Source organism: uncultured Mailhella sp. (assembly GCF_947631555.1).
Classification (GTDB): Bacteria; Desulfobacterota; Desulfovibrionia; order Desulfovibrionales; family Desulfovibrionaceae; genus Mailhella.
Map to the genome: position 1 here is coordinate 1 of NZ_CANRLT010000076.1, position 11741 is coordinate 11741.

The 11741-nt window shown below is 63.7% G+C and carries 13 protein-coding genes and 1 pseudogene; 6 read left to right on the plus strand and 8 right to left on the minus strand.

All coding sequences use genetic code 11. The features are described 5' to 3' along the window. From Q0Z94_RS09545 to Q0Z94_RS09575, 7 genes and pseudogenes are all read right to left on the minus strand, one after another. Positions 1 to 191, minus strand: a pseudogene (locus Q0Z94_RS09545) (site-specific integrase); the annotation flags it as partial. Positions 192 to 542: 351 nt separating this feature from the next. Beyond that, complete coding sequence (locus tag Q0Z94_RS09550; RefSeq protein ID WP_298069142.1) at positions 543 to 1007, minus strand: hypothetical protein; 465 nt, start codon at positions 1005 to 1007, stop codon at positions 543 to 545. Positions 1008 to 1156: 149 nt separating this feature from the next. Further along, the gene (locus Q0Z94_RS09555; RefSeq protein WP_298069145.1) at positions 1157 to 2536 is read right to left on the minus strand and encodes an aminopeptidase; all 1380 of its coding nucleotides are present in this window, start codon (positions 2534 to 2536) and stop codon (positions 1157 to 1159) included. A gap of 10 nt (positions 2537 to 2546) precedes the next feature. After that, a complete protein-coding gene (selA, locus tag Q0Z94_RS09560; protein ID WP_298069147.1) occupies positions 2547 to 3962 on the minus strand; it encodes an L-seryl-tRNA(Sec) selenium transferase in 1416 nt (471 codons plus the stop codon). Between the two features lie 54 nt (positions 3963 to 4016). Next, on the minus strand, positions 4017 to 4685 hold the full coding sequence (hypB, locus tag Q0Z94_RS09565; RefSeq protein ID WP_298069148.1) for a hydrogenase nickel incorporation protein HypB: 669 nt from the start codon (positions 4683 to 4685) through the stop codon (positions 4017 to 4019). Positions 4686 to 4696: 11 nt separating this feature from the next. Next, the gene (locus tag Q0Z94_RS09570) at positions 4697 to 5050 is read right to left on the minus strand and encodes a hydrogenase maturation nickel metallochaperone HypA (RefSeq protein WP_298069150.1); all 354 of its coding nucleotides are present in this window, start codon (positions 5048 to 5050) and stop codon (positions 4697 to 4699) included. A 390-nt stretch (positions 5051 to 5440) separates the two neighbouring features. After that, positions 5441 to 5857: a hypothetical protein gene (locus Q0Z94_RS09575; protein ID WP_298069152.1), complete on the minus strand. Its 417-nt coding sequence runs from the start codon at positions 5855 to 5857 to the stop codon at positions 5441 to 5443. Between the two features lie 13 nt (positions 5858 to 5870). Here Q0Z94_RS09575 and Q0Z94_RS09580 point away from each other — a divergent pair, with 13 nt between their 5' ends. From Q0Z94_RS09580 to Q0Z94_RS09605, 6 genes are all read left to right on the plus strand, one after another. Next, entirely contained in the window at positions 5871 to 6461 is a 591-nt protein-coding gene (locus Q0Z94_RS09580) for an AMIN domain-containing protein (RefSeq protein ID WP_298069154.1), read from the plus strand. A gap of 8 nt (positions 6462 to 6469) precedes the next feature. Then, the gene (gene mtnA, locus Q0Z94_RS09585; RefSeq protein ID WP_298069156.1) at positions 6470 to 7573 is read left to right on the plus strand and encodes an S-methyl-5-thioribose-1-phosphate isomerase; all 1104 of its coding nucleotides are present in this window, start codon (positions 6470 to 6472) and stop codon (positions 7571 to 7573) included. 55 nt (positions 7574 to 7628) lie between these two features. Continuing rightward, a complete protein-coding gene (locus tag Q0Z94_RS09590) occupies positions 7629 to 8237 on the plus strand; it encodes a class II aldolase/adducin family protein (RefSeq protein WP_298069158.1) in 609 nt (202 codons plus the stop codon). A 683-nt stretch (positions 8238 to 8920) separates the two neighbouring features. Further along, positions 8921 to 9256: a NirD/YgiW/YdeI family stress tolerance protein gene (locus tag Q0Z94_RS09595; RefSeq protein WP_298069159.1), complete on the plus strand. Its 336-nt coding sequence runs from the start codon at positions 8921 to 8923 to the stop codon at positions 9254 to 9256. A gap of 203 nt (positions 9257 to 9459) precedes the next feature. Next, positions 9460 to 10230 carry an S-methyl-5'-thioadenosine phosphorylase gene (mtnP, locus tag Q0Z94_RS09600; protein ID WP_298069161.1) on the plus strand — a complete coding sequence of 257 codons (771 nt, stop codon included), beginning with the start codon at positions 9460 to 9462 and terminating at the stop codon, positions 10228 to 10230. A gap of 241 nt (positions 10231 to 10471) precedes the next feature. Further along, on the plus strand, positions 10472 to 11320 hold the full coding sequence (locus tag Q0Z94_RS09605; RefSeq protein ID WP_298069163.1) for a C-GCAxxG-C-C family protein: 849 nt from the start codon (positions 10472 to 10474) through the stop codon (positions 11318 to 11320). Positions 11321 to 11376: 56 nt separating this feature from the next. Here the strand turns inward: Q0Z94_RS09605 and Q0Z94_RS09610 are convergent. Continuing rightward, positions 11377 to 11741, minus strand: a 365-nt coding sequence (locus Q0Z94_RS09610) for a hypothetical protein (protein ID WP_298069165.1), incomplete at its 5' end; no start/stop codon positions are given.

Below are 11741 nucleotides of genomic sequence, written 5' to 3' on the forward strand. Positions count from 1 at the left end.
GGGGATATGTACTGGCGGGCGATGCGTTCATCCACGCTCCAGCTGCGCTTGCGAACCTGCACATGCGGCAGATAGATGCGGGCGACAAAGTCATCAACATTAGGACTGTCAGGCTGCCTGCGCCTGCTGTTTTGCTTCACCGGCAGAAACGGCAGGCTCAGGGAGAAGCCCGACGGACGGCGGCAGGCCATACGCGTTCTCCTTATAAAGAATCCATGAGGAAAAATGTGACAACAGCTGGAGAGCGTACGCGCCGTTTGCCCATGAAGAAAGAGCAAACAAGGCAGTCCTTCAGGGCAATGTGCCGAAGCCGGGGAAGTTTTGCCTCCTTGGCAGGAGCCATGCTCCTCGGGGCAGAGTGTATCCAATCCGAAGACCGTGGGCGCAAACCGCAAAGATGAAAAGATGGCTATTTCCGGAAGGTCGCATCTGTCCGATCTTCTTTGCGGATTTTTATGAATTCCGTAGACGTGGGATCTTTCCCTCGGCGTGGGCAAAAAAAAGCCCCCGTGGGGCGGGGGCGCGAGGCCAGGGGACGGGCTTCAGGCGAGCTTGAAGCGTATGCGCAGCACACCGCCGCTGTCTGGCTTCCACTCGTGGGACACCCAGACGAAGGTTCCGCATTCTGCGGTATGCGCAACGTGTTCGCCGATGCAGGGGCAGGAGTCGACCACGGTTTCGGGCTTGTCCGGGTCGCCGATGAAGACGATGCGCAGGGTGTCGCCCGCGCTTTCGGGCAGGCGCGAGAGGTTGTAGCGCCTTGCGGCCTCGTCGCGGGGCATGTCGCGTGCCGTGACGGGGAGATCGCGGGCAAGGATTTCGTTCACCTCCCTGGTGATGGAGTCCACTTCCTCCGGCGTGAGATCGTGGGGAAAGTGAAAATCGACCTTGGATTTTCCGGCGTTGATGTGCGTGGAAAAGCAGCGGGGGCAGCCGTAGCGCCGGATAAGTACGCCGCTCAGGGTGTGTTCCGCCGTGTGCATACGCGGATCGTATTCTTTGCTCATCAAAAATTCCTTTGAGGTTTGAGACCTTCCCCGCTCTTGTTGTGTGGGGGGAGGGGCAGAGTGCTTGCCAAAACGGCGGAAGCGCAGGGCCACGGGGGAAACGGGGGAAGGTTCTTTCCGGCGGAGCGGGTGACCCCAGTCCCCCCCCGTTATTCGGCCTCGAAGAAGGCGCGGTAGGCGAGTTTTGCGGCGTAGAGGTCGGGGACGGAGGAGAGTTCAAAGGGGCTGTGCATGCCGAGGAGGGCGGGCCCGGCATCTACCACGTCCATGCCGTAGGCCGCGAGGAAGAGTGCCACGGTACCGCCGCCGCCCACGTCCACCTTACCGAGTTCGGCCATCTGCCACGGAATATTTCGGGCGTCGAGGACGGAGCGCACCCAGCCCAGGTATTCGGGGTGGGCGTCATTGGCACCGTATTTGCCGCGGGAGCCGGTGAACTTGCAGAAGGCCAGGCCCTTGCCGAAGAAGGCGGCGTTCTTGAGTTCGTGGCGATCCTGCCAGTCCGGGTCCACCGCGGCGTGGACGTCGCCGGACAGGGCGCGGGTGTGCATCATGATGGTGCGCACGGCTGTGGCGGGTTCCCAGGCCGCGGCCATGTCTTCCATGCAGTATTCAAAGAAGCGGGAGCTGGCGCCGGTGGAGCCGTCCGAGCCGATTTCCTCCTTGTCCCAGAAGATGAGGCAGGTGGTGTACTCTGGGTCTTCGGCTTCGAGGAAGGCGGAAAGGGCCGTGTACACGCAGATGCGGTCGTCCTGGCCGTAGCCGCCGATGATGCCGCGGTCAAGTCCCACAAAGCGGGCAGGGCCTGCGGGCACGGCTTCCAGCTCCGCGGAGATGAGGTCGTCCTCACGGATACTGTAGGCTTCGTGGAGCAGTTCGAGCATACGCGCCCGGACGGGTTCCTTGGGGGCCTCTCTGCCGTCTTCACCCTTGAGCACCGGCTCGTGCCCGAGGATGACGTTCAGCTTTTCGGCATCGAAGGCATCGGAGAGCTTGAGAGAGCTGTCCTTGTGGGCGAGGTGCGGCAAAAGATCGGCCACGGTGAACACAGGGTCGGAGTCGTCTTCGCCGAGGCGCACGGGGATCACGCGGCCGTCCGTCTTGACGATGACGCCGTGCAGGGCCAGCGGGCGGGCAAACCACTGGTATTTGCGCAGTCCGCCGTAGTAATGGGTCTTGGCCTGTCCCACGCCCGCCTGTTCGATGAGCGGCCGCTGCTTGAGGTCAAGGCGGGGGCTGTCCGTGTGGGCGCTGATGAGGCGTACACCTTCGGAAAGCGGGCGGCGTCCGCGGCGGGCGGCAAACACGGCCTTGCCGTGCAGAGATTTCCAGGCGCGGCCGCTGGCAAAGCCTTCGGAAAAGCCCGCGGCTTCAAGGGCGGCCACAGCTCCTGCCGCGGCTTCGCGTTCGGTTTTGCAGTCGGAAAGGAAGCGGATGTAAGCGCGGGCCAGTTCGTCCATGGCCCGGCGCTGTTCCGGGGCGCGGTACGTTTCCCAGCCGGAGCGGGAAACGGATTCAAGTCCATCCATGAGAACCTCTTCAAGCTGTATGGTCAGACGCGGCGCGCGGGGAGAGCGCTTCTCCGAGTACGCGGGTCACGTCGGGAAAATCTTCATCTTCAAGGGTGCGGGGGTCGATCTGGAACCAGTCATGTTCCAGCCGCCCGATGAGCGGCGGATCGCCGGCGAGAAGCCGCGCCCGCAGCGCCGCGGCGCTCATCTCCAGGGGGCGGACAGAGACCAGCTCTGTGGGCAGGCCCTGTTCGGGGAAGGCCCCGCCGCCCACACGGGATTCCCCGTCCTCAAGCCGCACTTCGGCCAGTCCGCCGAGGGCGGGGGCAAGGAGGGCGAGCAGTGCTTCCGCCCGTGCGTGCAGGACCTCGCAGCGCATGGTCAGACGGCGCAGGGTGGGGATGGAGCGGCACGCCCTTTCCGGGTCGCGGTAGAGGCGCAGGGTTGCTTCCAGTGCGGCGAGGGTGAGCTTGCCGCAGCGCAGGGCGCGCAGAAGCTGGTTTTTCTTCATGGCGTCCAGGAAGCGCTTTTTGCCGGCGATGATGCCAGCCTGCGGGCCGCCGAGAACCTTGTCACCTGAGAAGGTGACCACGTCCACGCCGGAGCGCAGCACACCGGGCACGGCGGGTTCGTCGCGCAGGCCCCAGGGCGAGAGGTCGAGCAGGCTGCCGCTGCCCAGATCTTCCAGCAGGGGCAGACCGCGGCTGTGGGCAAGTCCGGCCAGCTCCGCCGGGGACACGGCGCTGTGGAAGCCGATGACGCGGAAATTGGAAGGATGCACCCAGAGCACGGCGCGGGTCTGTTCGTTGATGGCTTCAGCGTAGTCGGAAAGGTGTGTGCGGTTGGTGGTTCCCACTTCGCGCAGGATGGCGCCGCTGCGGACCATCACGTCCGGGATGCGGAAGCTGCCGCCGATCTCCACGAGCTGCCCGCGGGAAAGCACGGCCTCCCCGCCCTTGCACAGGGTATCCAGCATGAGCAGCACGGCTGCGGCGTTGTTGTTCACCACGAGCGCGGCTTCAGCGCCGGTGAGTTCGCAGATCAGGCCCTCCACCAGCGCGGTACGGCTGCCCCGTTCGCCGCTGTCGAGGTCAAATTCAAGATTGCAGTAGTCCCTTGCGGCAAGAGCCACGGCCTCCTGTGCTTCGCGGGCCAGGGTGGAACGGCCAAGGTTGGTGTGCACCACCACTCCCGCCCCGTTGAGCACGCGGCGCAGGCGCGGCGCGCAGGCACGCGCGGCAGAAGCGCGGAGCAGGCCGGAGATGGCGGGCAGGCTCAGTTCTTCCGGCGAGGTGACGCGCCTTTCGCGCACGGCGGCGCGCAGATCATCGAGGACGCCGCGGCAGCAGGCGAGCAGCGTGTCGTGGGCGGCTTCGGGAAAGCTGCGTTCCAGAAGGGCGAGGCAGGCGTCTGCGGAGGGCAGGGCGCGGAACAGTGCTTGCATGGGCGTATCCTTAAATAATGAACCGTGGGGACAGGGGTGCCGAGGTGACAGGGGTCAGAGCGTACCGCCCTCCCGTTTTTTGCGCACAGCGGCACGCAGCCAGCCGTACCAGAGGTCAAGCCCTTCGCGGCTTCTGCAGGAAAGCTCCATGACGGCAAGCCCCGGGTTCAGCGCCGAGGCGCAGGCGCGGGCGCGGGCCGTGTCGAAGTCCACATAGGGCAGCAGGTCGATCTTGTTCAGCAGCAGGGCTTTGGCCTTGTGGAAGAGGTAGGGGTATTTCTCCGGTTTGTCGTCGCCTTCGGTGACACTGAGCAGGGCGATCTTCGCGTCTTCGCCGCAGTCAAATTCCGTGGGACAGACCAGGTTGCCCACGTTTTCGATGAACAGGATGTCCAGCCCGTCCAGATCCAGGGAAAGCAGTGCCTCGCTGACCATGCTGCTGTCCAGATGACAGCCGCCATCGGTATTGATCTGCACGGCGGCGGCCCCGGAAGCGGCTACGCGGCGGGCGTCGTTGTCGGTTTGCAGGTCGCCTTCGATGACGGCCATGCGAAATTCTCCGGCCAGGTCGGAAAGCGTGCGTTCGAGCAGGGAAGTCTTGCCCGAACCGGGGGAACTGATGAGGTTGAGCGCCAGAATGCCGCGCCGGGCAAATTCGCCGCGCAGACGTGCCGCGATGCGGTCGTTGGCTTCCAGGACATTGCGGACGACAGGAATTTCCATAACACCTCGGGCTATTCCGCTTCCAGATGGTCGAGAAAAACGCCCTCTCCCCGGACGACGCCAAAGCCGGTAGTCTCGCCACAGGACGGGCAGGGCGCATACAGGGCGGAGCGTGCGCCGGGCCGGAAGCGGTGACCGCACAGCGGGCAGGAGAGCTCCAGCGGCTCTTCTTCCAGCTCCAGCCGCGCCCCTTCCCAGCTCGTGCCTGCGGTCATGGCGGCAAAGGCCATGCGCAGAGCGTCGGGCAGAACCTGATCCAGCTCCCCGAAGCGCAACCGCATCAAGGTGAGACGCGACGCTCCGTGGCGTTCCAGTTCCTGCCGGGCCAGGTCCATGACGCCGGCCATGAGAGAGAGTTCGTGCATACTTCATCCAGAGCCGCTCGCAGACTGGCATGGCAGCCTGCGGGCAGCGTCTTCCCGCAGGGGAAGTGTTACGGAAAGGATTCTACCGGCTTGGCGTTTTTGTCAACTCCTTCCTTAGACCGCCGGAGCGGGGAAGGTCGCGGGGCGTCGCTCCAACCGCGCTGTCGCGTGTGCCTTCGGCAGTTAAGGTAGGGAAATGCAATTCACTGGCAGCAGCCATGCACAACGCGTAAAGCACAACATTGCTTTTTTCCGAAACTCGGCTATACATGGCAGGGAGAAAAGAATCCCGCCGGGTTCGGCGATAAGGAGCTTTATGAGCAGAACGCTATGTCTTGTGGGTTCGGCCGCCGTCATGCTGTGCGTGACGGTAGGCATTTGCTGTCTAGTTCAGGAAGAGACGGGCACATCCAGACAGGTCGGCCGGGAAGTTTCCGGCAAGCTGTCCAGTCTGCCGGCACCTGCCGTTTCAGGGGGAGAGACGGAGAGAAGGTACACTCTGTCTGTCCCCGCGCCCGCAGCCTCAGCGGAGGCAGCACGGGAGAGTGTCCCGCGGCCAAAAACCGCTGCGCCGGCTAGGCGTTCCCCCGCTCCGGCAAAGGCGGCGAGCGCTGCGGCATCTCCGGCAGAGAAGACAGCGAGCGCCGCGTCCGCGAAGCCAAAGCCCGCCCGGGACGAAGCCGCCAGGCCCGCCGCCCCTTCTGCTCCCATACCTACGGCTTCGGCGGAAAGCAGCACTCCCGCGGCGCCGGCTGCTTCGGTTCCCGCAGCAACGTCTGCGGCCAGTCCTGCGGCTTCTTCAAACACCCTGCCAGAAGCCGTGCCCGCAGAGCCGGAAACGCCTGCCGCGTCCGCCGAAACGCCTGCATCCGCTGAATCCGCCGCTCCCGGCACGGCAGCGGATTCTCCTGCGGCAGCGGCTCTTACCGCTTCCACAGACACAGCGGCGGTTTCCACAGAACCGACTGCCGCCTCGGAAACGGCTGTCGCCTCGGCTGCCGCAGTCACGGCGGAAGCCTCTGCAGGTGCCGGGCGGCCGGAAGCAGCTGCGCCCGCGGCTGAGGCGGCCGCAGTCCATGACACGGAAACGGCGGCTCCTGAAGATTCCTTTGTCCGGGAAATCACTTCCGCCCGCTTTGTCATGCGCGGCAGTCTCATCAAGCTGGTGCTTCAGGCCAACGCCGCCCTCGTCGGGCACTGTTCCGAACTGCGCGAGCCGGACCGCGTGATTCTTGACCTTGCCGGAAAGTGGAAGCTCGAACTGCCCCATGTGCCCAGCAACAGGCTTATCCGAGCCGTGCGCGTGGGCTATCATGAGGACAAGACGCGGTTGGTCTTCGATATGAAGACCACCGGCGAGGTAACGCTGGTTCCGCTGGACCGCAACTCCCTTGAACTACGTATCCGCTGAGGGTTTTGATGAACGTGAACGGGCGGCATTACCGCACCATCTGGACGGAAGGCGAGGCCGGGAACGAACGTCTGTTCATCATCGATCAGACGGCGCTGCCCCATGCTTTTCAGACGCTGGAACTCTCAAGCTGCGGGGACGTGTGCCAGGCCATACGCGACATGCAGGTACGCGGAGCCGGGCTTATCGGGGCGACCGCGGCCTATGGCGTGTGGCTCGCCGCGCGCACGGCTCCGGCGGGGAATTTTGCCGCATTCATGGAACGGAGTTTTGCGGCGCTGCGTTCCACACGCCCCACGGCGGGCAATCTTTTCCGGGCGCTGGAACGCCAGGCTCGGGCCATTGCGGGCAAGGCGCAGACTGAAGCCATCCCCGCGGCTCTGGCCGAAGCGCAGACCGTGGCCGGCGAGGACGCCGAAGCCTGCCGCCGCATCGGAACGTTCGGTCTGGAGCTGATCCGTGAGATCGCCGCGCGCAAGCCGGGAAAGCCGGTGGAGATTCTCACCCACTGCAACGCCGGCTGGCTGGCCTTCGTGGATTACGGTTCGGCGCTTTCTCCCGTGTACGCGGCCTTTGACGCGGGCATCCCCGTCCACGTCTGGGTGGACGAAACCCGTCCGCGCAATCAGGGCGCACGGCTCACGGCCTGGGAACTGGGCTGCCACGGCGTCCCCTGCGACATCATCGCGGACAACGCCGGGGGCCACCTCATGCAGCACGGCATGGTGGATCTCGTCCTCACCGGCGCGGATCGCGTGACCCGCTGGGGCGACGCCGCCAACAAGATCGGGACGTATTTGAAGGCACTGGCCGCCGCGGACAACGGTGTGCCCTTCTATGTGGCCCTGCCGTCCACCACCCTTGACCCCGCCCTGCGCGATGGCATGGCCGAAATCCCCATCGAGGAACGCAGCCCGGAGGAAGTGCGCTTCGTGCCCGGGCTTTCCGCTCACGGGCCTGAAGAGGTGCTCATCTGCCCGGAGGCGGCATCGGCCCGGAACTGGGCCTTTGACGTGACCCCGGCGCGGCTCATCACGGGACTGATCACGGAGAGGGGCATAAGCCCGGCCTCGGAAGCGGGCATTATGGGGTTGTTCCCGGAATTTGCCTGAGCGGTGCGGAAGTTCAGGAAAGAAGACGCCGGAAAAGCACGAAAGCGGAGCAGCCATGAACGGCGAAGGTTATGTGAAATACCGCCTCATCCATGAGGACGGCCCGGCCCCCGGCCACCCCCAGTGGCAGGCACTGAACGACCTGCGTTCCGACCTCGTGAAGGCCGGACTTGTGGGAGCGCTGGAAAACGGCGTGGGCTTCGGCAACGTCTCCCTGCGCGCCGGAGAGGAGGGAGCCTTCGTCATTTCGGCCACGGCCACGGGCCACATCCCCAGGCTCACGCCGGAACACTACGCGCTGGTCAGTCGCTGCGACATCGTGGGGAACACCGTCTGGTCCTGCGGACCTGCGCGCGCAAGCTCTGAGTCCATGACCCACGCCGCGGTCTACGGCGCGGCTCCGGGCATCGGCTGCGTGGTACACGCGCATCACCGCGGGCTGTACGAACAGCTTCTTGCGGGCAAAGCCCCGGCCACGGATCCCGGCGCAGCCTACGGCACCCCGGCCATGGCCCTCAGCGTGGCCGCCCTGGTGCGGGCGCATCCCGCCGACGGCGTCATCGCCATGACCGGCCATCAGGACGGCTTCCTGCTCTACGCGCCCGGCGTGGAACATATGCGCGACCTTCTCGCCATGCTGGCCCAGGGCTACATCCCCTGCTGAAGCGGGGAAGGCAAGGCAAAAGGCATCTTGTTTTTCCTGCCGGAAAAACGCTTAAAGACAGCCGAACTTCCAGTTCGGCAAAGACATCCTTCGGCCACGTCCCTAACCGCCGGAGGCGCGAGCGTCAGCGAGCTGATAGCGGAGGCGGCGTGTTCGTCAGGCTTTGCCTGCGAACATGGTCACGCCGCCGAAGCGGGGTAAGTCGCGGGCGCGCCTCGTGTGTCCTTAGTTCCGCTCCTCGCCCGCCTCCATGCCGGCTTTCCATTAACCGCCGGACGGCGCGGCGCGTGCGCCGCTGATAGCGAGCAGGCCGCGCACAATCGGGCTTCGCCCGTTGTGTTTCCTTGCGGCCGGCGAGCGGGTAAGGTCGCGGGGGCGTCGCTCCAAACGCGCTGCCGCGCGTGCCTCCGGCGGTCTAAGGAAGCGAAAGGCAAAAAACACACTTCCCTAGCTGCCGGACGGCGCGAACGTCAGGCTCTGCCTGCGAACATGGTCACGCCGCCGAAACGGGGCAGTCGGTTGCGGAGTCAGTCGGCGGACGGGGGTGACTGTGGATTGAAACATTTCACCGCGGCAGAAAAGACTTGTCTGTCCTGAGTTCTCCCTTTATACTTGGAACAAAACTAAAGGAGGTTCGTTCCCATGCGCCGGATTTTTGCAGCGTTTTTGTTCAGCCTGATTCTTTGCCTTCCCGCCGCGGCCGCGCCCCAGAACGGACAGGGCGGTTTCAACGGGCCGCCCTGGGTCAGGCGGATGTCACCACGGTGGCTCAAGCCCTGAAAGCCGGAGACGACACTCCCTGCATTCTGGAAGGCCGCGTTGTCGCCAGTCCGCCCAAGCACGAACATTTTCTGTTTGAAGATCCTACGGGGCAGATCGAGGTCAACATCGACGATGAGATCTTTGCCGGCCGTGTCCTTTCCCCGCGCGTGACCGTGCGGCTGTACGGCGAGGTAGAGAAGGATCTCTTTAAAAAGCCCGAAATCGACGTGGATCGCTTCGAGATCATCGGGAACTGACAGGCCTGAACGGGCAGCCACAGGCCGGGCGGAAAGGTTCGGTCTTTCCATGTGTGCACAGGATGCGCCTGGCAGATTTTTTCCGGCTTATTCAGCACGAGGTTTTTTTTGTGCGTTCACAAGCGCTTCCGGCAAGGAGTGTACGGGATGCACACGCGGCGGCTTTCCCGTAAGCTAAACTCGGCAGATAAAGAGGGCAGAACATGACCGGCAAGGTTGGCATCATCGGCGGCAGCGGTCTGGACGATCCGGCCATTTTTGAAGCTCCGCGGGACATCTCCCTGGACACCCCCTGGGGGCGGCCTTCGTCCACGCTCCGGGAGGGCGAGATCGGCGGCGTCCCGGTGGCACTGCTGGCCCGGCATGGCCGCGAACACACCATTCCCCCGTCGCAGGTGAACTACCGCGCCAACATCTGGGCGCTGAGGGAAGCGGGCTGTTCCTGTGTTCTTGCCAGCACCGCCGTGGGTTCCCTGCGCGAGGAGATAGGCCGCGGGGATCTGGTGCTTCCCGACCAGTTCATCGACTTCACCCGATCCCGTGCCCTGAGCTTTTTCGAGTCCTTCGAGCCGGGCAATCCCCGTCATACGGCCATGCCCGAACCCTTTGATGCCCGGCTCCGGCGCATCATGGCGGAGGAGCTTCAGGCGCTTGGCTGCCGCTTTCACGAGCGCGGCACCTTGGTCACCATCGAGGGGCCGCGTTTTTCCACGCGGGCGGAATCGCGCATGTTCCGGTCCTGGGGCGCGGACATCATCAACATGAGCGTGGCCACGGAAGCGATCATGGCCAACGAACTGGGCCTGCCCTACGCAGCTGTGGCCATGAGCACGGATTACGATTCCTGGAAGGAAGACGACGCTGTGACCTGGGAAGCCATACTTGCCGTGGCCCGCGCCAACGCCGAAAAGGTGCTTTCCCTGTTCCTTCGCGTCATACCCAGGCTGCGCGATTACCCCGCTCCGGCGGCGTAACCATGTTCGCAGGCAAAGTCCGATTGTGCACTGCCTTCACTATCTGCTCGCACCCGCTCGCGCCGTCCGGCAGCGAAGGATGTATGCTTTTGCCTTTTCCGATGCCTGAAAAAGGTTCAACCTCAAGGCCGAAGCCGTTTTTCCATTGACAAAAAAGTTCTTTTCGGCACATACTGCCCTTACCTACGTTTTTTGAGCATGAAAAGGCCTGCGGGCTGTCACTTCTACCTCGGAGGATGTTATGGATTACAGCAGAAGAGCCATGTTGGGCGCTATGGGCGGCCTGTTCGTCGGCGGATCTCTCGCCGCCATGTCCGGCAGCGTGATCGCCGCGCCTGCCGCTCCCGCCATGTCGGAAGGCAAAAACGGCCACTTCGCTCAGATGGGCGGGGAATTCGGTTGGACTCCGAAAAAGATTGACGACATTGCCACGGCTGCTTCCGTTGCCTATCAGGGGTACTGGTACAAGGGCTACGGCTGCGGTTACGGTGTGTTTTACAGCATCGTCGGCACGATGGCCGAAAAGTACGGCGCTCCGTACAACTGCTTCCCCTTCACCATGATGGAAGCCTTCAAGGGCGGCATGTCCGACTGGGGCACCATCTGCGGCGCACTTGCCGGTGCGGCCATGGCCTTCGCCGTGTTCTATCCCCGCAAGGAAGCCACGCCCATGGTCAACGAGCTGTTCCGCTGGTATGAACAGACGGCCTTCCCCATCTACCAACCCGGCGACGCCGCCCAGGGCTTCAAGGGTGATCTGCCGACCAGCGTGTCCCACTCCGTCCTGTGCCACGTTTCCGTGTCCCGCTGGTCGTTCACGACCAAGCTCGCGGCCAACAGTACGGAACGCAGCGAGCGCTGCGGCCGCATCACTGCCGACGTGAGCCGCAAGGCCATTGAGATCCTAAACGCCAAGATCGACGGTGGCAAGGACTGGAAGGGCGCCCTCGGCAAGCAGGAATCCGTGACCGGCTGCACCACCTGCCACGGCAAGGAAAAGATGTCCGATATCCAGAAGGGTAACATGGACTGCGCCCCCTGCCACGGCGGTTCCGACGCCATGAAGGACAAGTTCCACAACCATCCGTAAGCCGTCCGGTTCTGGCCTTGACCGGAGCCGGTCTGCAAGAATAACTCCAAAAGCATTCAGAAGAGGAGGGGGCTTTCCCCCTCCTTTTTCGTACCGAAATTTTGGCTCGCTCCCGAGTGCGATACTGCGCCACGTCTTTTGAAGGCGTTCCCAGAAAATTTTTTGAAAAGAAAAAAAGAAGAAATCTGCCGCGTTATCCCAAAAAAGCGGGAATTTTTTCCATGCGGAGAAAAAACTGATTGACAAGCCTGAGGTGAAAGTGCATATTCACAAAACGCGCTGAGTGCTGGGGCGGAAGCCGGAGGCACTGGGGGCGGGTCTGGAAGGGCTTTTTTGAAAAGTGAAAAAACTTTGCAGAAAGTTGTTGACAGGCGGAAGAGAAAGTTGCATAAAGCAACACCGCCGCTGGGAGCGGCACGGT